This is a genomic window from Spirosoma endbachense (assembly GCF_010233585.1).
GTDB classification, from domain to species: Bacteria; Bacteroidota; Bacteroidia; order Cytophagales; family Spirosomataceae; genus Spirosoma; species Spirosoma endbachense.
Window position 1 is genome coordinate 7052914 of sequence record NZ_CP045997.1, and the last position, 23100, is coordinate 7076013.

Consider the following 23100-nt stretch of genomic DNA (forward strand, 5'->3'; position numbering starts at 1 on the left):
CTCTCCTACTCGGTGGGCTTCTCCACTCCGGCAGGTTACACGGCCACCCTGGCTAATGTCGGGGACGATACCAAGGACAGTGATGCCAACCCGGCCACAGGCCGGACTCAGTCCATCACCCTGCTGGCCGGGGAGTTCAACCCAACCCTGGATGCCGGCTTCGTATCAGGACTGGCTGGACTGGGTGACTTCGTCTGGAATGATTCCAATAAGGATGGTAGTCAGGATGCCGGCGAAGCGCCGATACCCGGTGTGGTCGCTACCCTGTTCATCAACGGGGTCAGCTCAGCCACCACTCTGACCAACGCCACTGGGTTCTACTCCTTCACCGGATTGACCCCTGGTAACAGCCTCTCCTACTCGGTGGGCTTCTCCACTCCGGCAGGTTACACGGCCACCCTGGCTAATGTCGGGGACGATACCAAGGACAGTGATGCCAACCCGGCCACAGGCCGGACTCAGTCCATCACCCTGCTGGCTGGGGAGTTCAACCCAACCCTGGATGCCGGCTTCACTGGGACTAACCCAGAACTCAGGTTAGAGAAACGAGTCGACAAGTCGAAAGCTAGCGTTGGGGATGTACTATCTTACAGCGTTGTGCTCACGAATATTGGCTCCGTTGTGGCTACGAATGTGCTGGTCAGCGATTCCGCTTCCACAGGCCTGAGCTACGTGCTCAATTCAGCCACTGTTCCTGTGGGCACAACCTTCACCCAGGGTACGCCGACCAGCCTTTGGAAAGTAGCCAGCCTCAACCCTGGCCAGAGCCTAACGCTTACGTTCCAGGCCAAAGCCGATACCAGCGGTATCCTCCGCAACAGGGCTATTATCCCCGGTGATACGGTTACGGTCTGCACGACTATTCCCGTGAAGGTATGTGCAGGAGAAACGTATGCCTTCCAGCTTACTGCACCTACCGGTAGGGCTAGTTATCAGTGGTTCAAAGATGGTATCCTCATTCAGGGTCAGACTACCAATATTCTCAATGTGACGACACCTGGTAGCTACAGTCTCGGGGCCAATAATACTGTGGGTAGTTGTACCGATTTCAGCTGCTGTCCCTTTATTGTCGAAGAAGATCCATCACCGACTTTCCAGGCACTGGCTACTCCAGTCACTTGTGTCAATGGTGTGGCTCAGGCGAATGGACAAATCAAGCTAAGTGGATTCAATTCGGCCTATACTTACCAGTATTCAGCCGGATCTAGCTTCAACTCAGGCGCTTCGCTATCAGGTGCTCTCCAGGTAATTCCTGTGGGTGGATTGATTGTAAATAATCTGCCGAATCCAGTATCCGATGCGTTGTTTACGATTCGAGTGTACAATACTGTAGGTTGTTATACCGATGTGACAGTATCACTACGGCCAACCCTATGTGATTGCCCACCTCAGGCTTGTACACCACTGGTTATCAGTCAAACCAAAAAAGCAAAGCGTATTAGTAAGTGATGAACTCCGTTGCAGACTAGAATTGGCTTAAACCAGAAACGCCTACTGTGAGTACAGTAGGCGTTTCTGGTTTAAGCCAATTCTAGTTTATATAGAACTATTCGCTCAGAACCGTGCCACCGCAGCCGCGGATGGTGGTTACTGATGCTACTTGTGATAACCGTGGCATGGTTCTGAGCGAAAGTCCTATTATAATTAAGCACCTTTTCAATAGATGATTTCCCCAGAAATCCCATTTTATCCAGTCACTTCATCTGTCAATACGGAGTTCACGTTAAGCACCTCACGTTGTTTTACTCCTGATCGAGCTATTGAAATCCAGTTTCTTAGCGTCAACAGTCGTCACCGATAATTCCAGATACCCATAAGATTAACAAGACTATCAATTAATAGACCATACTATTTTCTACTCCCAGAAATTGATCAAAGTTTCCATTTCCAATCGATCAATTATTATTTACCAAATCGCCTACCCATATAACATCCACAATATCAGCCAATTACAAATTATTTACTACTGATGAATAATTACTCCAAATCCATCCCAGTACTATAGACTTAATTATTGGCACGCATTTTGAATTTTACTCCATGTTATTGCTATGCCCGATTTTGTACATAGGTAAAGTAGGCAACTTATCTATAAGGTACTGATCAAAACCATTTCAGTATAGGCCCAATCGTTGATAGCAGCGCAAATGTGTACAGTCTTCATTTTTTGACTGGTAACAATCCCTTTAATGTAGCTATGGCTTTTCTAAAAAAATACGGGTTTATTATTCTACTGATAAGCCTGTTATCAAGCTGGACAAATCGTACAGAGGCTCAATCTGGCGGAGGGCCGTTAGCGATTAATAAGCAGGTTAGCCGATCGAAAGTAAGCGTTGGCGATACACTTACGTATACACTCATACTAAGCAATAGCGGCACTGTACCGGCAACGAATCTTGTCGTGAGGGATTCGGCCAGTGTAGGCTTGCGCTATATTCCTGGGTCTGCCAGTATTCCAACCGGCAGCAATTTTACGCCGGGAATGCCCATTAGCTCCTGGCAAATACCTTCAGTAGGCGCCGGACAAAGTTTGACCTTAACCTTCAGAAGCGTAGCTGACAGCGCTGGCATTTTTTATAACCAGGCGACTATACCTGGCGATACAGCAAAGACCTGCACAACCGTTCCGATCAAAGTATGTGCGGGTGATGATTTTTTGTTCAGATTGACTGTTCCGGCTGGTAGAAGCAGTTATCGCTGGTTCAGGAACGGCATCGAGTTAGCGGGCCAAACTACGAACCTGTTAGAAATAACGACCCCTGGGAGTTACAGCGTTTCCGTTGATGATGTAACAGGGAAATGCCCTGATTTTTCTCAATGTCCCTTTATCATCGAAGAAGATCCATTACCGACTTTTCAGGCCCAGGCAATACCCGCAACCTGCACTACAAATACGATTCAGGCGAATGGGCAGATCGTATTAACGAATGTCAATCCAGCGTATACCTATCAATATTCAGCAGGGCCGAGCTTCAATCCCGGACTTCCTCTTTCCGGAAACCCTCAGCCAATACCTTCCACTGGAATACTTGCGAATAACCTGCCCAGCCCCGTTGCCAATACACCCTATACCATCCGGGTCTACAATGCCGCGGGTTGCTATACGGATCAAACCGTAACCCTGCAACCAGCAACATGCTGTATGACCGCTGTTGTATCGGCAGGTAGTTGTCAGACAGCGACCAATACTTATACATCCACCGTCATTATCACATTAAGTAATCCCACAACGGGCACACTGACGGTTACGGATGGATCAGTTATCCGGACGTTAGCTACAACTTCGGGAACCAGCAGTCTAACCGCCGTCTTCGCCGATTTACCCTCCGATGCAAGTATTCATACCATTACGGTAAGTTTACCCGGCTGTTCTTCGCTAACCAGTACCTATACGGCACCGGCCTCGTGTACAACTTCCGGGGCTAACACGGCACCTGTAGTCGCAAATGCTATACCGCCCCAATCGGCAACCGTAGGACAGAATTTTAGCTTTACGATTCCAGCCAACACCTTTACCGATGCCGAAACATCAGCCTCGTTAACCCTGGCTATCAGCGGTTTGCCTCCAGAACTGAGCTTCGTATCACCAGCGACGATCTCGGGTACTCCGGTCACTACCCTGAACTCGCCCTTAACCATTACTGTAATAGCAACCGATCCGGGTAGTTTGTCGACCAGCACCAGCTTTCTGCTGACGATTTATCCTGCTCCGATCACGAATCCGGGTAAACAGTTATCGGTTTCAGCGAATCCGGGAGCTTGTAACCCGGCGACCAACCAATATGCACTATCGGGGACGATTAGCCTGACTGGTACAGAAGCCGGTACGCTCGTTATTGTCGATGGCAATTCTACCACTACCGTTTCCGTAAGTGCTAACCAAAATTCTGTCGACTTTAGTTTGAGTGGATTACCTTCAGGCACAGGCCCCCACACCATCACCGTTACAGGTTCTGTACCGACTAGTTTTACGTATACATCACCAGCCTCCTGTACATCCATTCAGGCTTGTGTTGCGCCAACATTCACTGCCAAAGTCATAGGTGTTACCTGCATCGGTAATGTACTACAAAGCAATGGGCAAATCATTTTGAGCGACTTTAATCCCATTTATACGTATCAGTATTCGGCCGGGGCCAGCTTTGACCCGGCAGCGTCGCTTTCGGGCGCAGCCCAATTAATTCCACCAGGCGGATCGATTGTGAATAATCTGGTGAATCCAGCAACAGACCAGCTCTATACAGTACGGGTTTATAATGAATTAGGCTGTTCTACCGATGTTACGATGATTCTGCGATCAACAGTCTGTGGATGTCCGCCCGACCAATGTGTACCCTTTGTTATTACTCAAACCCAGCGAGGAAAACGAATTGGTGATTAATAGTTAGTCTTTTAAATGAGAAGCAACGATCAGGAGCGAAAACGATCTCGTGTTTTCGCTCCTGATCGTTGCTTCTGTTCGTAGCAATACGATACGGTCGAAAGTATACGACACATTTCTTAGCTTTAGTCCGTCCAAAATCAACTACTTCCTTCTTAACTAGACTCATGTTGTGAAAGCAGTAAATGGAAAAATGAAATTACCTACAATCATTAGTTGCCTTATCGCAACAAGTCGGCCTTATACGACAACTCCCCAGGCTCTAAATTTTGAATTTTATAAAAATTAAATTCCATTATTTTCATAAATTCAAAATTTAATTGCGAATAGTTAAGCCTTGCTTTAATTTTAGTTCCACGCTTTTCCGTAGTATCAATAACGACTTTCTTGTCCTCTATCAAGCTGTGTAGATCTTCATCCTATACAACCTGTGGTATATCCTGACTTTTATGGGGCACCTGGTCCATTGTACCCGATCCGCTCGACTTCTGGACTGTTGAAGGCATTGACATCTATATGGATAAAAATGCCTTCTATAAAGAGCAAGAATGGTTTACCATTCCCAAGCGGGCCATTGTTGTGCCTAAATCACCCGGCAAACTCATCGTAATTTGCAGGCGGATGGACGATTTTTCTGAATTGTAGGGTCTAGAAAATGGAAGACTTCCTGATCAGAGCACAGAATCCTGTCTACGAAGGATCATTTATAGTTGGCGTATGCGGTCTGGCGACCTATTCAAATAGCGATCTGCTCCGGAAAATGGACGCACCCTGAGCGAAAACCCTATAATTTTATAATGACCTATTCATGAAGCACATTACTCATCAACAGATCAATAACAACCCAAAGGCACTCAACATCGTCCTATGCCTTTTGCTGTCTCTGCTGGCGCACCAACTGGCTGCCCAGACCCCAGCGGGAGTCAATAAAGCAGATTCGGCTTATGTCCGGGAAAACTATACGAAGCTGGAGCGCATGGTTCCTATGCGCGACGGAGTAAAGCTTTTCACGTCGATTTATGTGCCTAAAAACACCGACCAGAAGTATCCAATCATGCTCGACCGCACGCCCTATAGCGTAGCGCCCTATGGCGAGGATAAATACAAAACGTCGCTGGGGCCATCCATGCTCTTTGCCCGAGATGGCTATATAATTGTCTATCAGGACGTACGCGGGCGCTATATGTCTGAAGGTGATTTTGTATCGGTACGGCCTTACATTCCGAACAAGAAAAAGAAAACAGACGTCGACGAAATTTCTGACACCTACGACACCATCGATTGGTTAATCAAAACCATTCCGAACAACAACGGGCGGGTTGGCACCTGGGGCATATCGGCACCGGGTTTTTACACGACAACAACCCTTATCGACGCACACCCGGCCCTGAAAGCGGCTTCGCCACAGGCCCCCGTAACCGACTGGTTTATGGGCGACGATCGACACCATAATGGCGCGTTCTTTTTAATGGGCACCTTCGCTTTCCTGTCCTCCTATGGACAGCCGCGCCCTGTGCCCACCCCGAAGAACAGCCCTGGTTTTTCGGCTTACGGCACGCCCAACTCCTATGAATTTTACATGAATATGGGGCCCATTAAGAACGCGAATGAGCGGATTTTCAAGGGCAATAATGCGATCTGGAATGAGATGATGGATCATGACACCTACGATGAATTCTGGCAGGCCCGAAACCCCGTCTCCCATCTCAAGAACATCAAACCGGCTGTAATGACCGTTGGGGGCTGGTTCGATCAGGAAGATTTATATGGTCCGCTTAAAGTATATGCTGGCATCGAACGTAACAATCCGAAATCACCTAACTCATTGGTCATGGGGCCCTGGATTCACGGAGGCTGGTCGCGGTCGACGGGAGAAACACTGGGCAATATCCGCTTTGGCGACAAAACATCTGTGTTTTATCGGGAAACCATTGAGTTCCCTTTTTTCGGGCACTACCTGAAAGACAAACCCGATCCACAGCTTCCGAAAGCCTATATTTTTGATACGGGTTCAAATCAATGGAAAAAGTACGATCAATGGCCGCCCAAAACAGCCCAGGAGAAAAAACTCTATTTCCATCCGAATGGAAAGCTTTCGTTTGATGCTCCACCAAACGGCCAGAACACGTTTGATGAGTACGTCAGTGATCCTAAAAAACCGGTTCCTTATACAGCCGAAATCCGGCCGGTTCGTGGCAGCGATTTCATGTATGAAGACCAGCGTTTTGCTGCAACCCGCCCCGATGTGGTCGTATACGAATCAGATACATTAACCGAAGATGTGACTATAGCCGGTAATGTAGTAGCTGATCTGTTTGTCTCTACTACGGGTACTGATGCCGATTTCGTTGTTAAGCTGATTGATGTATATCCGAACAATGCACCCAACAACAGCCCTATTACTACGACCAAAATGGCTGGTTTTCAACTGCTTGTACGGGGTGAGGTGATGCGGACCAAGTTCCGAAACAGCTTTTCAAAGCCCGAAGCGATGAAGCCGGGTGAGGTGACAGAAGTTAAATTCGATATGCAGGATGCCGCTCATACCTTTAAAAAAGGTCATAAGCTGATGATACAGGTTCAAAGTTCGTGGTTTCCGCTGGTTGATCGCAATCCTCAAACGTTTGTGAATATTTACAAGGCAACTGAAGCTGATTTTCAAAAGGCAACTCATCGGGTTTATTTTTCACCCCAGCAGCCGTCGAGTGTTATGGTAAGCGTTCTTAAAGATCCTAATTAGGATGTAGTTGCAATCTTCGGTTCCAACAACTGGAAAAGGTATGGCTATTCGATGTCACTCTCTTTTCCAGTTTCCTTATTTTTAACTAATAAAATTAAAATTCTGACAGATGCGTGAACATGTTTCACAAACAAACGGTTAGCTGAGTATAAATCACCAGTAGATACTCAACGGCTCAATAAACGCATGACGACCTTTAGAAAGCGCTTGTAGTATGGCATTTTCGGGTAAAAACCGCCATCCAGTATAAATATCCACTACTCTTCGTTAAAATAATTTCTTTATTGAAAAACAGCCTTAATTTTGGGTGGTTTACTGTTTATCACTCTGGTATCCAATTAGTTTAGGTTTAACCAACCCTACCTATCAACAAATCAGTTGTCTAGTTAATTAACACAGCCAGCTATGCACAAACTACTAGTAATTTTCCCCTTGGTACTTTTACTTTCCTGTGGCCAGAAAGTAGATAATCGAAGCGAAGTAAGCCGACCTTCATCCGCTAAAAAAGTGGATAGCAAAGCGAATCCGATCAAGTTAGTTGCTCTAGATGGTACTCATTCAGCGGCAGTCAACTACTATAATCCCGAAACCAGCTACCGGGCGAGTTACAAGTTGAATATTGAAGTCAAAAACGGTGAAGTCAGTAAGATAAACTTCCCTTCGGGCAGCTACCTCAATGATATGCATATTAACCCTGAGCAGCTTGATGAGGAAGGCAATGCGACGCTTTACGATGATGAGCGACGAGAATTTGACGTTGAAATTGTCGATTAATCCAGATTTCAATACTTAGTTACCGTTCTGCATTCCATCAGCTAAAGTCGATGCCTTTAGTTGGTTGTTGTTGCAGACGGTGTTTTCTGTAGTTAGCTTATAAAGTTTAACAGCCCGACTAAAAGACATTTTCCAATCCATTTCCCTGTCATCTGTGCCTTAAAGGAACACGTTCCTGATTGTAAGGTCTATATATAGTTCTGAGGTCTTTTCGTTAAAGATGGGTCCAATAAATTGCCTGCTAGTAGCCATCCTTTTGTTACCCAGTCTTAGTAGGGCTCAGACAAAAGTGTCAGGATTGGGAAACTATAGTATAGGAATCACAACGCCCGATTCGCTGAATCGTTTTGTTTTTAAGGAGGAAGACCAATCGTATGTTAAAGGGACAATAGCCCTGCCCTGCGCCCATATTCGCATTTTCGCATCAGATACAGCGAAAATAGCGAACCTCTCGGTAGCCAGGCTTTTTTTATTTTTCTACGACAATACGCTGTTTAAGCTTTCCTGCGATTATAGCGATGAATTGAAAGAGACCCTTCTGAAACAATACGGAACAGGGGTTTCCAGACCAGCAGGCAGTTTTCAGTTTTGCACGAAGGAAGCAGGCAAGCCGCTGGTCATGTGGGGCGAATCCTGGCAGCATGCAGATATCTTGGCCCTCATCATTCACAGAGAAGGCTATAATGCTGATTGTATGATGGAGAAAGGTGCCAGGCTAACTCTATTCAGCCAAAAAATTTCGGCACTTGCCTCCGATTGTGATTTAAGCCATACAGACCCCTTCATGGAAGAGTTCAGCAAACTCTTGAATGATCATGAAAAAAAGTAAAGACCAGTAAAGACCTGGTGTTCTTAAGACCCGATCCATCACCAATTTATTTCCCTGTTCGCTCTAAAACCTGCATGGCTTCGGCATATCGACGACCCAGTTCACGGGCCGATGCCGCGTCGAAGTGGGTTTGATCCCCTTTATCAGTCAACCCTGATGCATCGACACAGGCGACATGAGGCTCACTCCTGGGTAAAGCCCGAAGGATATTGTTGATCTGAGCGCCTGCTGGATTTTTAGCAACATAAAAGTCGCCCAGTGTTCCAACGACAACAGGTACGGCCGGAGCGCTTAAAACCTGGCGAAAACGGTTTATAAGCTGCTTTAATTTTTGTTCATATACAGCTGCCTGTTCGGGTTTACTGTCGCTCTCGCCCTGATGCCAGAGAATGCCATGCAGCGTACCCGTCTTCTGGGCCAGTTGCACTCGTTTTATAGCTTCATCGTAAGGATGACTATGGGTTTGCTCGTGATAACCGCCCGGTTGCCAGGCATCAATAGCTGATCCGCCGGCTGCCGTCGGAATAAGACCAATAAACACGGTGGTGTCCTGAGTAGCCATTAATTTACCAAAAGCCAGGCCAGGACCGACACCAATTACATCGGGTTTGTCGAAGTGCAACGGGTCAGTGGCAGGAACCCACTGGTTGGCCCGGTTCAATACCCAGACGCGTGGATGCGGAGTTTTGTCAACGGTTTCAACGGTTCCCCGGCCCGCCATGTTCGACTGCCCAGCCAGTACATACAGATGGAATTTCGTCGGCGAAATGCCCGGTGGAAATGATGATTGAGCAAGTACAGTCAGGCTATTCATGGCCAGAAAAGCAGCAATTACTAGAAATACTTTGCACATAGTCGGGCATTTGCTTTAATGAGTAATGGCCAGTCTGATTATAAACCTCCCACTGGCAATCATATATTGAAATTAACGAAAGGTCGCTCACCTGTATATACTAAACACAAAACCGCTATTGTCGCTACCTGCTATACCGGACCGCGGTTTGCCAGCTTCATCGGCTATCGACACCAAAACAGATTGAGACGTTTAGAACCAGGTCGATCTCAAGAGTCCGGATGAGCACGACAAAAGACTGTATTAAGCTGGGCTTCATCTTTTACTCTTTGCAAATAAAGAAAACTCATTATTGTCAAACTATAGCCTGATTCGTCAATTGTCCGATTTTTCCACTTATTTATTTTTAGTAGTATTATTTTTAGTTCAAGATGCATTCGAAAATGCATAGTTGAAATGCATTTCTGTTCAAACAGGGAAGTTTTCGTATTGAAAAAGTCCAAATTTAGGCTACTGTCTTCAAAAATCAATTTTATATTTTGACACTTATAAATTAAAATTGCATTTACTATCACAATGATGAATTATGTCTATTCTACAGAAATTTGATTTGACTGGTAAAACGGCCCTTGTAACGGGGTGCAAACGAGGGATTGGCCGGGCAATGGCTGTTGCGTTAGCAGAAGCGGGTGCCAACATAATTGGTGTATCGGCTTCACTGGAGCAGGAAGGTAGCGCCGTTGAAGCCGATGTAACAGCATTGGGGCGTTCGTTTCGGGGTTATCAATGCGATCTCAGCCAGCGCTCCGCTATTTATTCGTTTTTGGACGAAGTAAAACAAGCTTTTCCCGTCATTGATATATTGGTCAACAATGCGGGTACCATCTTACGTAAGCCGGCCGCTGAACACCCCGATGAATATTGGGATTCAGTGATCGATACAAATCTGAATGCTCCGTTTATTCTGACCCGCGAAATTGGGCGCGATATGGTAGCCCGAGGATCGGGGAAAATCATTTTCACGGCCTCCCTGCTTACTTTTCAGGGTGGCATAACGGTACCGGGCTATGCTGCCAGCAAAGGGGCGATTGGTAGTTTGGCGAAAGCGTTTGCCAACGAGTGGGCAGCTAAAGGCGTTAATGTCAATGCCATTGCACCAGGTTATATCGCTACCGACAATACGGAGGCTCTTCGGAACGATGCCGATCGCAGTCAAAGTATCCTGGCCCGGATTCCAGCCGGGCGCTGGGGAGAACCCGAGGACTTTAAAGGCCCTACTGTATTTCTGGCATCAGAAGCCTCAAATTATGTCCACGGTACCATTATTACCGTAGATGGAGGCTGGATGGGCCGTTGATTTCTAATGCTGAACGATTAGAGGAATGAACGCGAGATCAAGATAGCAAGCTGGCATCCTTCCCGTCATTCAGCATTTATTCTTCATAATTTAGTACTGAAAATCATGGTCTTAGTTGTCGTCAAAGCATTAGATATTCTGGAGTATATAGCCCGCGATGCAGACCGGGCTTACTCGCTGACCGAAATAGCCGAGGGATTGAACATGCATCAGGCTACCTGCGTCAATATTTTACAGACGCTGGTTGAAAAAAGCTATCTGGAACATTTGGGCCGAAAAAAAGGCTATCGGCTTGGCCCGATGGCCTACAATTTGACCAACAACTTATCGTATAGTCAGCACCTGGTAACGGCGGCTAAAGAGGTGATGGAAAGCCTGACAGCCCGATTCAATGAGACCTCTATTCTGGGCGTTATCAGAAACCAGAAACGGTTCATTGTTCATTTGGTTAACAGCGACCAGGACTTGCAGGTCCGCAGCCGCACCGAGCGCAGTCTGTACGAGACAGCAACAGGGCGGCTTTTGTTGGCTTATTTGTCGCCTAGAGAGCGGGATAGTCTGATCGCCAATATTGGGTTGCCCTCGTCCATTATTTGGCCGGAAGCAGACACGCAGGCTGGCTTGGAGGCTGAGTTATCCAAAATACAAGCCGAAGGTCTTTGCGTAACGCTGTCGCCAACGCACATTATTGGGCTCGCCGTTCCTATTCGGAAACAGAAGCAGGTGGTTGCCAGTCTCAGTATTTTTTTACCGGAAATCCGCTGCTCAATTACGCGACAGAAGGAAATTGTGCAATCATTACAGCTGGCTGCCCAGGCTATTAATGAACGCCTGGATGCATAAATTTATCTAAAGTTTTCGGGCAGTATTTAGCTGCATCTGACTAGCTTCAACTCACGCTTTAATTTATAAATACCTCATCGACAAGCAGTAAGGCAGGCTTACCTTTATTTCCATGCCATTCGGGGAGTTTACTCAGCGGTTTAGCGACGATTTTCAGATAGGAGACAGTTTGGGGCCTGAACGTACAGCCAATGGCGGTTAAGCTGGGAGCGCTTTTTTCGGCGGGCATGGCGGGCTGCTTAGTTGCGATGAGCTTCATCTGAGTTCGGCTGTTCCCTCCCCAGATTTCAATAATCATCGGTGGGAATATCCCGGTTTCCGGCTCAACCATGGTCCGTAAAGCAACAGCCGACACACTGACCGGTTTCGTAAATTCCGATACCAGCGCCATATCATTCTTTCTGAAACCCGCCCAGTTGTTGGCCCACGCGGGACTATTGGCATTAAATGTACCGAGCTTTCCATCGAAAAAGGTGTGTGCGCCATCGGCCTGATGAACCGGATTAAGCGGCAGCAGTAAATTCACGCTGTCGGGACGGTAAGCACTTTTGTAATAATCAAACGTGGCCACATTGCTGCCATACCAGCCCGTTTTATACGCCTTAACTTTAATTGACGTGTTATCATTGATAATCATCTGGTTCGTCAACACCGGCGATTTGATGCTATCTGGTTCTGTTCCATCGGTTGTGTAACGTAGCTGAACGCCCCGAATTGGATGTTCTATCTTTACGGGAAGTTGTTGGACGAAAATTGTAGAACTGTTTTTTACCTGCGGTGGATTCAGCCGGATGGGATCGCTCTTGTCGCCGTCGAAGCCGGCAATAAACTGGATTTGCTGATTGGCTTTTTGGAGTTGCTGAATTTCAACGGGCGTTAACGCCGTTTCCCAGACAGAAACGGTTTTCAGGTTTTTGAAGGCATTGATCTGCTTTCGTAAATCGGCATAGGTCACCTTCGTTCCGGATAATGCCAGGCTTTTCAGTTGCTTTAACGAGGCCAATTCGCTCAGTCCGGCTCCTGTAATGTCGGTAAAGTTGAGGTCTAGTATCTGCAAGTTTTCAAACTGGCTAATCTGCTTTAAATCAGCATCTTTTACGGGCAGTTTATTAAGATTGAGGGAGATAATCTGCCGTTTTACAGCGCTCAGTTCGGCTATTTTTTCGGGCGTGTAGTTGTTTTTGTTATACAGGTTGACTGCCAGCGCAGGGGATTCTCTGGCTAATGGTGCAATCCGGCGGTAATCGTTATTCAGTTTCTGGATCGTTTCTTCATCAGCGGCCTCAAAATTAAATTCTTCAGCTGGTTGTTCTGTCGGTTTAAATAAACTCGACGCTATAAACCGCAACGAGTCAGCGGGTGGCAGGTCAATAACCTTTTTAGTAAAACTGGCATTGCCTTTCACCCATAATGCCAACAGGTTCATTTCCTGGGGTGTAAGCTGGGTTTTTCCCAAAGGAGGCATGTGTTTCTTTTCGTCCGGCGGCAGATGAATACGCTGAAGTAACAGACTACTATCGGGCTTTCCGGCAATGAATAACTTCCCGGATTTTCCGCCCTTCCGAATCGATTCGGCATCCGTGAGCATCAATTCTCCTTTCAGTTTGTCGGGATTATGACAGCTTACACACTTCTGCTCCAGGATGGGCTGAATAACATGGGTAAAGACCAGTGCCTGATCGAGCGCAACGGGTGCCGCCTTTGTTCGGCTGGTTATCGGTGCAAAAATAAAGTTATCGCCATGCGTTAAGGCTGCACCATAATGCCCGGCAACAAACAGAAAAAGAATTGTCGTTACTGCGCTTACCTTGGCCATTGGGGCGCTATACCAGGTTTTGTTTCGGCTCCAGTAAATGAGACAGGCCGCAAAGAAGATCATTACCCCCGACCACTTATGCCTTGCCAGGAGCTGGCCCGTATAGCCATCTTCTTTGGCCAGAAACAAGCCCATAATGACCGTAACACCAGCCGACAAAGTGCCAACCAGCAAGAGGTTTGTGAGAAAATTACGGTAAAAATCCGCACCGGCCGACTGGTTCGCTGAAGTAGCCTGGTTAAACCGGAAAGCCTCCATAACCATCGCCAATAACAGAATAACAATCGGAAAATGCAGTAATAACGGATGCATTCGCCCAACAGCCTGTAACCAGAATGGCACGACAATTTTATCCTCAAACAGCAACAGAACCAGGATAAAGATTGCCGAAGCGAACAATATCTGTTCTGCCCAGCCTGTAAGCTTTTTATTCATGGAGAAGTAATGGTGCAAAGTTTAGGCAATGAGGCCTGGAATTACTTTCCCGGAAACGTCTGTCAACCGGTATCGGCGGCCCAAATGTTTGAAAATCAATTTCTCATGATTAAGACCTAACTGGTGCAGCACGGTGGCCTGAAAATCATGAACGTGGACTGGATTGTTGACGATGTTATACCCCACCTCGTCGGTTTCGCCGTAGACAATTCCGGGTTTGATACCACCGCCCGCCATCCAGATCGTAAAGCAACGCGGATGATGGTCACGACCGTAATTGTCTTTGGTCAATTTGCCCTGAGTATAGCTGGTCCGGCCAAACTCTCCCCCCCAGATCACGAGCGTTTCGTCCAGCAAACCGCGCTGTTTCAGGTCAGTGACTAAAGCAGCCGACGCCTGATCGACGTCTTTAGCCTGTTTCGCTATTTCGAATGGAAGATTGCCGTGCTGATCCCAACCCTGATGATATAACTGCACAAACCGCACGCCATTTTCCGATAACTTGCGGGCTAGCAAGCAGTTAGCCGCAAATGTACCAGGCACCAGGCAATCCGGACCATAGAGCTTAATGATATCGTCCGGCTCTTTCGACAGGTCCATGACTTCGGGAACGGCTGTTTGCATCCGGTATGCCATTTCGTATTGCTTTACTTTGGCCGTTATTTCCGGATCGCCAAACTCCTGATACGAAAGGTCGTTCAGTTGAGCCAGGTTATCGAGCATTTCCCGGCGATCCTGCCGGTTCATGCCTTCCGGGTCGCGCAGATAAAGCACCGGATCTTCGCCCTTGCTGAACTGAACACCCTGATGAATGGAATCCAGAAACCCATTCGACCAGAGTTTCGAATAAACACCCTGTCCGTTGCCAATGCCGCGGGAAAGCAGGACGGTGAAGTTGGGCAGATTTTTGTTTTCGTTGCCCAGCCCATAACTCAGCCAGGCACCCATGCTGGGTCGGTTGCCCTGTTGCGAGCCGGTTTGCAGGAACGTTAATGCCGGGTCGTGGTTAATAGCCTCGGTATACATCGACTTCACGATGCAAAGATCATCCACCACCTTAGCCGTGTAGGGCAGCAAATCGCTTATCCAGGCCCCAGACTGGCCATATTGTTTAAAATCGACGAAAGATCCAACCAACGGAAACGCCTTCTGATTGGCGGTCATGCCCGTTAGCCGCTGCCCGGCGCGAATCGAAGGCGGTAGTTCTTCGCCCAACATTTCGCATAGTTTGGGCTTGAAATCAAATAATTCCTGTTGCGACGGCGCCCCGTTCTGGAATAAATAGATAACCCGTTTTGCTTTGGGTGCGAAATGCGGAATGCCCGGCGTCAATCCCTCTTCATCAACGCCACGTCCGCTGAACAGATCAGGAATCAGCAACGAACCCAATGCCGCACTGCCTAATCCTAAGCTTAATCGGGATAGAAAACGACGCCGGTTAAAATTCAGGCCGTGTTCCAAAATTTCTTTTTCCATTGGAGTCAGGACTTTGTGATGGTTTCTTCCAGGTTATAAATCGTCGTTACAACCCGCATCAACGCGGCAAGTTTACTCTTATCAATGCTTGCCGGGATGGGGTATTCGCCAACGGCTATTACCTTTTCTGCCTTTTTTCGGTCGATCTTTTGTCGCTCTTTTTCGTAGTATGAAGCTAAAATCGTGACTTCCTTTTCGGTTGGTTTCCGGCTTACGATCAGCCGAAACGCTTTGTTGATTTTGTCATTTATTGCCCCTTTTTCTGCCAATAACCGGGCCGCCAATACGCGCGAAGCCTCCAATACGGCCGGATCGTTAAGCATCACTAAAGCCTGAAGCGGTGTATTGGTCTTGAGTCGTTTCACTTCGCACAGATCCCGATTACTGGCATCGAAAATAGCCATCGATGGCGGGGGGCTGGTTCGCTTGATCAGGGTATACATGCCCCGACGATAGAGCTTCGAGCCATGATCCTGTGTATACATCGATAGCAGACCCCTACCCGATGTAGACCCCTCCCACAAACCCGGTGGCTGATAGGGTTTGACGCTGGGGCCACCAATCGTTCCGTTCAGCAACCCACTGCTGGATAGCACCAGATCCCGGATAAATTCGGCCGGAATCCGGTAGCGCGGCCCACGAGCTAATAAGCGGTTGTCGGGGTCGGTCTGTAGTTTTTCGGGCGTAACTACAGCCGACTGGCGGTAAGTAGCCGACATAACCATCTGCTTCACCAGCCGTTTAATATCCCATCCGTGATCCATAAAATCGACCGCCAGCCAGTCCAGCAGCTCGGGGTGCGAAGGTAGCTCGCCCTGCATGCCGAAATCACCCGATGTTTTAACGATTCCTTTTCCAAAAAACTCCTGCCATAACAGGTTTACGTAAACCCGCGCCGTCAGAGGGTTCTGCCTGTCGAACAGCCACTTGGCCAATCCCAGCCGATTTTTGGGGTAGCTGCTGTTAAAGGGTAAGATGGCTTTGGGCGTTCCGGGCTGTACTTCTTCGCCAGGCGCATCATATACACCCCGTTTGAGCACGAAGGTTTTTCGAAGGGTATCCTGGTCGCCCATGACGGATACGATCAGTTGATTGGTATCGCGCTTATTCACAAACGACAGAATATCTTTTACATCCTTATCGCTGATTTCCATCAAGGGTTTCTTGGCATATGTATCGGGGCCGCCAATAACCGATTCCATACCGACTTCCTTGATGTTATTAAAAAAAGCGAACATCTGGTAGTATTCCTTCTGGGAGAACGGATCGTACTTATGATCGTGACAATGAGCACATTCCAGTGTAACGCCCAGCAGGCCCTTGCCAAACATGTCGTTCCGATCGGTGACGTACATGATCCGGTATTCTTCCTGAATAACACCCCCTTCTTCAGTTATTTTATGATTCCGATTGAAGCCCGTAGCCAGCAATTGCTCTTTAGTCGAGGCCGGTAGTAAGTCACCGGCCAATTGCCAGGTAACGAACTCATCGTAAGGCTTATTTTGGTTGAACGCATGGATCACCCAGTCGCGCCAGGGCCACTGCGTACGGTAGCCATCGTCCTGATAGCCATGTGAATCGGCGTAACGGGCCAGATCCAGCCAGTGCAGCGCCATTTTTTCGCCATAGGCCGGGTTACTTAACAACTGATCAACCGCTTTCTCATAGGCTTTTGGGCTTTTGTCGGCCAGAAACTGATCCATCATAAGCAGGCTGGGCGGCAGGCCGAGCAAATCCAGACTGAGCCGTTTCAGCAACCGTTCTTTGTCGGCTTCTGCGTTTGGTGTCAGGCCGTTCTGCTCCAGCTTGTGCAGAATGAACCGATCGATCTCATTTTTAGGCCATTCCGTCTGATTAACTACCGGAAGTACAGGTTTCTTTGGCGCAACAAAGGCCCAGTGCTTTTGATAAGTGGCTCCCTGCTTGATCCATTTCTCAATGAGCTTGATTTCATGTGAAGACAGTTTCAGATTCGATGCCGGGGGGGGCATTAAGGTGGCTGTATCTTCGGAGGTAATCCGCAAAAAGACCTGCGACAGTTCGGGTTTACCAGGTACCAACGCATGCGCAGACGGATGCTCTTTTAGGGCTTTATAGGCACTTTCTGCCACATCGAGCCGCAAGCCTGCCTGGCGCTTATTGGCATCCGGACCGTGGCAGGCCAGGCATTTATCGGACAGAATAGGCCGGATGTCAAAATTATAGCTAACTACGTCCGGTAGCTGCGCATTTTCAGTCATTTTTGACGAACTGGACGTGCAGGACTGGAAACACCAGCCAATTCCCGCAATCACAGTAAACAGATAATAAGACATTGTTCTCATACTATCCCTCGCCTACTTTTTCAATCAAGGATAAAAAGCTTTCTTTTCTACTTACGGAGATTATTAGTCACCTCAAGATCAATCACTTACAACAATCTAATTGAGTTATAAGCTACGTAGTTACAATAGTCCCTTTGAGCCGAAATCCACAGACCCGCAAGCCCGCCTTTACTAAAGTGGCTTTCGAGATGCGATTACTTATGGAACATCGGGCGGCAGGCACCCGGCCCATTCGATACGCTTCTTTTTTTAATTCCTGCACCATAAAACTGCCCAGTCCCTGCCGCCGAAACGGCTCATTCACCTGCATGTAAATGTCCGCAAACGGCATGTTATAATTCAGCATCAGACCTCCGCTGGCGACTATGTCATTACTCAGTTCAAGTACATACGGGCTATCATCATCCATACCATCGTTAGTATTTCGCTTACGGAAAATGACGTCCTCAACCATAAGATCAGTGGTGATATAATCATCGAACAGGATCGCTTCGGCATTAATAGTTTGTGCGTATTCGTAGAGCATCGACGACAATAGCCCATCGTTACTTTGGCTTTCGATAAATGTAGCTCCAGAAACCGAACAGAATTGGGGAAAAAGCAGATTGGCAAATCCTCTAAACGGAGGAATAACATAGAACTCAAAAATAGTATCCCGGTCCTCGCGACGATCTGTGCCCCATACAGATCCATAGCCTACTCTGATGCCATTGATCGTAAATAGGTAAGTATCGGCCCAACCATACTGATGGCATTTGTTGCAAACAAACTGGAAGTTATTTTCCTGAAGAAATAAGACCCGAAAGGGCTGAATTTCATCGCCTGAAGCTTGGTAAATCTGTAGTTCCATAGAACGTAAAATGACCAACGGTCAGCCTTTTACTGCCGTTGGTCAATCACACCCACCCAAACTCAGTAATGTCGCCAAGCAGGAAATTGATGGATAATCAATTTCCGCCCAGCGAGTTCTCATCAATCAATTATCATAGGTTGTCAGGTAATGACTAAAGCCAATATTGTAGTGAAGCTATTTATCTAATTGACAAGCTCTTATAAGCTGTTGTGGCATCAATCTTATCGGCTTCATTTACCTTGTAAAAATCCGCCAGTACAAATGCAATACCGCTCATGGCCAGGGCAATAAAGGTGCTTGTCCACTCGGTTTCATGGTGCAAATTGGCAATGACTCGGGGAATATGCAGGAGAATGACCCACAACAGAAACATGACGCCCAACAAGGTCGTAGATAACGGAATCTGCTTTTTCAACAGGATACTGGCCGCCGTCGCAACAAAGGCTAGCCCGATCAAATACGTCCAGAATAAATGCCACGGAATCCAGGCTGGAATCAGCGTAGCAACAAAATTGGCATACAGGACATGCTGAATACCAAAGATGATGAGCGATAGGGCATATAACAGACTACCATACCGCATATATGTGTTGGTAAAATGCCCCCGCCGGGTAACTGAAAAATCCGTCAATAATTCTCCTGCAATCACCAAAGCCCCTCCCGTTAGTGCAATAAGCTCAGTGAAAGTTGTCCAGACCCCACCATTATACGGATTGGCAATCAGTTTGGGCAAGTGGGTAACCAGGTCCAGCAGGAGAAACAAGGCGGCTACCAACAAGGCGGCCCAATCGGCTTTTTTCCCGAATACCACACATAATCCGGCTATGACTAAAGCCCCTCCTGTAGCATATACCAGCACTAACCGACCTGGTACTTCAGCAGGAACGGGCAGTAAGGCCGTGGGGAAATTACCCGTTATGAGGTGTTCAAGGCCCAAGGCAACTATAGCGGTGCCATACAGTAGCCGTCCCGACCTGATTAATCTATTCATCCTGTTTAGTCAATAAAAGTGTCCAATAAGCGATTATTTGCCTATTAGGTAGTGTTTTTAAATAAGCCGTTTAAGCATAAATCGAACGGTCAATTGCTGGCGGTTACGCTGAATAACCAACCCAATCGATTTTCCCTCACCAGCCTGAAGCATCCGGTAAATCTCACTGATACTCAACGTAGTTGCCGGAATGTTATCGATCATTCGCAATTCGTCGCCGGGCCGTAATCCGGCTTGTTCGGCCGGGGAATTACGAATGATTTTATTCACGAAATAAGTATGAAGATTATCTCCCTTCGCCCGCAGTTCCAGACCACTCATGTCGTGCTCAAAACGCTCATTCATCAATCGTTTGACCGGTTTCAGGACAATGAACTGGCCTGGATAATTGAACGTCACACGAAACCGGCGCAGTAGTTCACAACCTATATTGCCCTGTCGCTCAGGCATTCCAGTTAATTTTAAGTCAAAATTCGAACTGTCGGGAAACGAAACGATCATGTCGGCCAGTTGGTAGCGGCCAAAACATACTTTTTGAAAACGCCCGATGGTACCCGATATAAGTCCGGTGAAACCCGATCCCAACGGGACCTGAACCATTTTGTCGGGTAGCGGTATCAGGGCGCTTCGGTTAAACCGATTGAGTAACAACGCCTGTCCCGCGCCCGTATCCAGCACCACCCGGAGCGGTTGAAACCGGGCTCCATCAAAAATCGACAGTGCATCCGTGTATGCTTTTCGTTCCAGAATCGTAATCGGATAGCGTTCGCCTTTTCGACGGTGATAGTGATACTGCTCAGGTTGCATCAGAATCATCTCCCGGCGCTGAAAGTCAATCGTTACCACCAGATTAGCGAAGAGTTCATAGCCAATCAGACCGTGAACGGCCATGCCAGCGTACTCCGATAGCTTCAATACATCTTCGTCCAGAATAACCAGGTTGTGGTGTCCTGACCGTAAATCACCCAGACTCAGGGTATTGTTGATAGCCACCGAGGCCGTTAGTGAGTTTCCTTCGCCAACACCGGCAATTTTAATCTGACGGGCCAATGTAGGCGGCCGTTTTGTGAATACACGACGGTCGGTAATGATGGTATGGCTGACACCCGTGTCGACAATCAATCGTAAACTGTCGGCGTCGTTCACGCAAACGGATATAATGATTAGATTCGACTGAAATTGAAACGGAATGCGCGTCGAGGTGCGGTGGTGTGTAAAGAAGAAACCGTAGGTGTCGTCATTGCCGATTGCTGGCTCGGTCGCTGAAGCAGCCGGGCCGACAATCCAGAAAGACAATAATAAAACCAGCGCTCTCATCCTTACAGTTTCATAACAACAGGCAGTATCGCTTCACCATTTTCATTGTCAACCCGCGAATTGACTGTTAAATTTTCAGTGGTTACGTGAGATTATCAACTGTCTGAGACGAAGAACGACGTTCGGCTGACAGACGGACGTTTAGCGGATACAAACGTCGTTTGTCGCCTATTGGTCCGTTTTTATCGCGACTGACCATGCATTGATCATCACGGCAGACGCAGCTGACTGAACACATCAACGGACTGTCGGATTTTTCGATAAATTTGCCTATTAACGCCAGGAAGATGCCTCATTCTCAGCCGATCTATCGGGAAGTTGCGATTCATGTTGTAGCCTGGCTGTGCTATATTAACCTTCAGGTATTGGCGGTCGATCAGTTCGGGCAGCAATACACCGAGCATCTGCTGATTGCGTTATCGGAGTTGCCAGCTCAGCTTCTGTTCACGTATACTACCCTTTACTGGCTTATTCCAACCTATCTGTTAAGGCTTCGATACCTTTACTTTAGCCTCTTAACCCTGCTAGTGCTGGCTATTTGCGGGGTGCTTTACTGGCTGGGTTATTATTACCTGTTTCTAGCCCCGTTTGATCCGGGAAAACTCGAACAGGAAACACCCTTCGATCCTAGCCGCCTGATTCTTTCCAGCTTTTATATGCTATGTACCAGCGGCCTGTTGATTGCTTTCCATATGATTCGGTATGGTTTTCGGCAGCAGCGGCTAAATCAGCAGTTGATAATTGCCAATCAGACCGTTGAGCTAAAATCGCTGAAGGACCAGATCAATCCGCACTTTTTGTTCAATACTCTCAACAATCTGTATGGCCTAACCAGCAGCAATCCCGAAAAAGCGGGCGAGGTGGTTCTGCGGTTGTCGCAGTTGATGCAGTATATGCTCTACGAGGGTAGCCAGACGCGGGTGCCCCTGCGGGAAGAAATCGGCTATTTACAGAATTACCTGGCCTTGGAACGGATACGCTACGGTCAGGAATTACACCTGGCTTTTCATGTCAGTGGGGATACAGCGGGCGTACAGGTTGCACCTTTGCTGTTGCTGCCGTTTGTCGAAAATGCGTTCAAACACGGCCTGAGTCGTCAGCTCAGCGAGGCCTGGCTTCAAATTCAGCTGACTGTGAATCAGAACGAATTGATCTTTAAAGTCGAAAATAGCAAACCGGTGTCGACCGGCCAGGCAACCTCCTCCGGCATCGGTCTGCCAAATGTCGCCAAACGATTGCAACTGATTTACCCCGATCGTCACCGGCTTCGGCAGCTGGACGGCGTAGATTCATTTTTAACCACACTAACGATCGAGTTAACCCCCATTGATTTCACTCCAACCAAAGGCCATGAAAATCAAGTGTTTACTAGTCGACGATGAACCCATTGCGCTGGATATACTGGCTGCCTACATTCAGAAAGTAGACGTTCTGGAGCTGGCAGGTCGATGCAGTTCAGCCGTGGAGGCTTTTACGATTTTGCAGAGTAAGCCGGTCGATCTGTTATTTCTGGATATTCAGATGCCTCAGCTTTCCGGCTTTGAGTTACTCCGGACGCTCTCCAATCCACCTAAAACAATCATTACCTCGGCTTATCGCGAATATGCCCTGGAAGGTTATGAACTGGATGTACTGGATTATTTAATCAAACCGGTGCCGTTTGATCGGTTCATTAAAGCGGTGGGTAAGATGCTCACTCACCGGCCTAGCGCACCCACGTCCAATCAAGTAGCCGATGAAGAGCCATTTATCTTTGTTCGGGAAGACCGTAAATTAGTGCGTATCGACCTGCGTGACATCCTATCACTTGAAAGTTTACGAGACTACGTCAAAATAAGAACGGCGACCCAGCAGGTCGTTACCCGCCAGTCGATCGGTTACTATGAGGAGCTATTACCAGCCGAACAGTTTATCCGTATTCATCGATCGTTCATTGTAGCTGTGGCTAAAATCAAGGTGATAACCGAAAGTCACCTTGATATTCCTGACCAGACGTTACCCATCGGTCGAAATTATAAGCAGCAGGTATTCGAACAGTTGCAGGTTCGGCATCTCCTTCGTAAGCTTCCTACCTAACTATATTGAACCCAATAAGATCCTTTTTATCAGGCTCGTACGATGCTCAACCAATACCATGTAACTCCGATTACTTCTCAAAATTTACGATAGTC

17 protein-coding genes are annotated in these 23100 nt (G+C 47.5%); 10 read left to right on the plus strand and 7 right to left on the minus strand.

Annotation, left to right across the window (positions count from 1 at the left end; translation table 11 throughout):
• From GJR95_RS28780 to GJR95_RS28800, 6 genes are all read left to right on the plus strand, one after another.
• A partial coding sequence (locus GJR95_RS28780) for an SdrD B-like domain-containing protein (RefSeq protein ID WP_162389143.1) occupies positions 1-1449 on the plus strand: 1449 nt, incomplete at its 5' end.
• A 748-nt stretch (positions 1450-2197) separates the two neighbouring features.
• Positions 2198-4381, plus strand: coding sequence for a putative Ig domain-containing protein (locus tag GJR95_RS28785; protein WP_162389144.1), 2184 nt, complete (start codon positions 2198-2200; stop codon positions 4379-4381).
• A 516-nt stretch (positions 4382-4897) separates the two neighbouring features.
• Positions 4898-5026 carry a hypothetical protein gene (locus tag GJR95_RS42580; protein WP_262889732.1) on the plus strand — a complete coding sequence of 43 codons (129 nt, stop codon included), beginning with the start codon at positions 4898-4900 and terminating at the stop codon, positions 5024-5026.
• A gap of 163 nt (positions 5027-5189) precedes the next feature.
• Positions 5190-7121: a CocE/NonD family hydrolase gene (locus tag GJR95_RS28790; protein WP_162389145.1), complete on the plus strand. Its 1932-nt coding sequence runs from the start codon at positions 5190-5192 to the stop codon at positions 7119-7121.
• A gap of 405 nt (positions 7122-7526) precedes the next feature.
• The gene (locus tag GJR95_RS28795; RefSeq protein ID WP_162389146.1) at positions 7527-7895 is read left to right on the plus strand and encodes a hypothetical protein; all 369 of its coding nucleotides are present in this window, start codon (positions 7527-7529) and stop codon (positions 7893-7895) included.
• A gap of 298 nt (positions 7896-8193) precedes the next feature.
• Positions 8194-8724 carry a hypothetical protein gene (locus tag GJR95_RS28800; RefSeq protein ID WP_162389147.1) on the plus strand — a complete coding sequence of 177 codons (531 nt, stop codon included), beginning with the start codon at positions 8194-8196 and terminating at the stop codon, positions 8722-8724.
• A 46-nt stretch (positions 8725-8770) separates the two neighbouring features.
• Here GJR95_RS28800 and GJR95_RS28805 read toward each other — a convergent pair whose 3' ends face one another.
• Entirely contained in the window at positions 8771-9577 is an 807-nt protein-coding gene (locus GJR95_RS28805) for a sialate O-acetylesterase (protein WP_162389148.1), read from the minus strand.
• A gap of 532 nt (positions 9578-10109) precedes the next feature.
• On the opposite strand from GJR95_RS28805, the gene GJR95_RS28810 reads away from it, so the two are divergent.
• Both GJR95_RS28810 and GJR95_RS28815 read left to right on the plus strand, forming a co-directional pair.
• Positions 10110-10874 (plus strand): SDR family oxidoreductase, encoded by a 765-nt coding sequence (locus GJR95_RS28810; RefSeq protein ID WP_174260278.1) that lies wholly within the window; start codon positions 10110-10112, stop codon positions 10872-10874.
• 105 nt (positions 10875-10979) lie between these two features.
• Entirely contained in the window at positions 10980-11717 is a 738-nt protein-coding gene (locus tag GJR95_RS28815; protein WP_162389150.1) for an IclR family transcriptional regulator, read from the plus strand.
• Between the two features lie 58 nt (positions 11718-11775).
• Here GJR95_RS28815 and GJR95_RS28820 read toward each other — a convergent pair whose 3' ends face one another.
• The 6 genes from GJR95_RS28820 to GJR95_RS28845 all read right to left on the minus strand — a co-directional run bounded on the left by GJR95_RS28820 (position 11776) and on the right by GJR95_RS28845 (position 20929).
• Positions 11776-13968, minus strand: coding sequence for a c-type cytochrome domain-containing protein (locus tag GJR95_RS28820; protein ID WP_162389151.1), 2193 nt, complete (start codon positions 13966-13968; stop codon positions 11776-11778).
• Positions 13969-13989: 21 nt separating this feature from the next.
• Positions 13990-15444, minus strand: coding sequence for a DUF1501 domain-containing protein (locus GJR95_RS28825; RefSeq protein WP_162389152.1), 1455 nt, complete (start codon positions 15442-15444; stop codon positions 13990-13992).
• A 5-nt stretch (positions 15445-15449) separates the two neighbouring features.
• On the minus strand, positions 15450-17768 hold the full coding sequence (locus GJR95_RS28830; protein WP_162389153.1) for a PSD1 and planctomycete cytochrome C domain-containing protein: 2319 nt from the start codon (positions 17766-17768) through the stop codon (positions 15450-15452).
• Between the two features lie 112 nt (positions 17769-17880).
• Complete coding sequence (locus GJR95_RS28835) at positions 17881-18618, minus strand: GNAT family N-acetyltransferase (protein ID WP_162389154.1); 738 nt, start codon at positions 18616-18618, stop codon at positions 17881-17883.
• Between the two features lie 181 nt (positions 18619-18799).
• On the minus strand, positions 18800-19612 hold the full coding sequence (locus tag GJR95_RS28840) for a hypothetical protein (protein ID WP_162389155.1): 813 nt from the start codon (positions 19610-19612) through the stop codon (positions 18800-18802).
• A 57-nt stretch (positions 19613-19669) separates the two neighbouring features.
• Positions 19670-20929 (minus strand): PDZ domain-containing protein, encoded by a 1260-nt coding sequence (locus GJR95_RS28845; RefSeq protein WP_162389156.1) that lies wholly within the window; start codon positions 20927-20929, stop codon positions 19670-19672.
• 287 nt (positions 20930-21216) lie between these two features.
• Here GJR95_RS28845 and GJR95_RS28850 point away from each other — a divergent pair, with 287 nt between their 5' ends.
• Together GJR95_RS28850 and GJR95_RS28855 are read left to right on the plus strand one after the other, a co-directional pair.
• Entirely contained in the window at positions 21217-22311 is a 1095-nt protein-coding gene (locus GJR95_RS28850) for a sensor histidine kinase (protein WP_162389157.1), read from the plus strand.
• Entirely contained in the window at positions 22280-23005 is a 726-nt protein-coding gene (locus GJR95_RS28855; protein ID WP_162389158.1) for a LytR/AlgR family response regulator transcription factor, read from the plus strand. Before GJR95_RS28850 ends, GJR95_RS28855 begins: the two co-directional genes overlap by 32 nt.
• The last annotated feature ends 95 nt before the right edge of the window (positions 23006-23100 follow it).

What these genes read in the sequence shown, in the direction of transcription:
- GJR95_RS28785 (WP_162389144.1), top strand. Translation starts at nt 2,198, where the DNA reads ATGGCTTTTCTAAAAAAATACGGGTTTATTATTCTACTGATAAGCCTG.
- GJR95_RS42580 (WP_262889732.1), top strand. Translation starts at nt 4,898, where the DNA reads ATGGATAAAAATGCCTTCTATAAAGAGCAAGAATGGTTTACCATTCCC.
- GJR95_RS28790 (WP_162389145.1), top strand. Translation starts at nt 5,190, where the DNA reads ATGAAGCACATTACTCATCAACAGATCAATAACAACCCAAAGGCACTC.
- GJR95_RS28795 (WP_162389146.1), top strand. Translation starts at nt 7,527, where the DNA reads ATGCACAAACTACTAGTAATTTTCCCCTTGGTACTTTTACTTTCCTGT.
- GJR95_RS28805 (WP_162389148.1), bottom strand. Translation starts at nt 9,577, where the DNA reads ATGTGCAAAGTATTTCTAGTAATTGCTGCTTTTCTGGCCATGAATAGC.
- GJR95_RS28815 (WP_162389150.1), top strand. Translation starts at nt 10,980, where the DNA reads ATGGTCTTAGTTGTCGTCAAAGCATTAGATATTCTGGAGTATATAGCC.
- GJR95_RS28820 (WP_162389151.1), bottom strand. Translation starts at nt 13,968, where the DNA reads ATGAATAAAAAGCTTACAGGCTGGGCAGAACAGATATTGTTCGCTTCG.
- GJR95_RS28825 (WP_162389152.1), bottom strand. Translation starts at nt 15,444, where the DNA reads ATGGAAAAAGAAATTTTGGAACACGGCCTGAATTTTAACCGGCGTCGT.
- GJR95_RS28830 (WP_162389153.1), bottom strand. Translation starts at nt 17,768, where the DNA reads ATGAGAACAATGTCTTATTATCTGTTTACTGTGATTGCGGGAATTGGC.
- GJR95_RS28835 (WP_162389154.1), bottom strand. Translation starts at nt 18,618, where the DNA reads ATGGAACTACAGATTTACCAAGCTTCAGGCGATGAAATTCAGCCCTTT.
- GJR95_RS28840 (WP_162389155.1), bottom strand. Translation starts at nt 19,612, where the DNA reads ATGAATAGATTAATCAGGTCGGGACGGCTACTGTATGGCACCGCTATA.
- GJR95_RS28845 (WP_162389156.1), bottom strand. Translation starts at nt 20,929, where the DNA reads ATGAGAGCGCTGGTTTTATTATTGTCTTTCTGGATTGTCGGCCCGGCT.
- GJR95_RS28850 (WP_162389157.1), top strand. Translation starts at nt 21,217, where the DNA reads ATGCCTCATTCTCAGCCGATCTATCGGGAAGTTGCGATTCATGTTGTA.
- GJR95_RS28855 (WP_162389158.1), top strand. Translation starts at nt 22,280, where the DNA reads ATGAAAATCAAGTGTTTACTAGTCGACGATGAACCCATTGCGCTGGAT.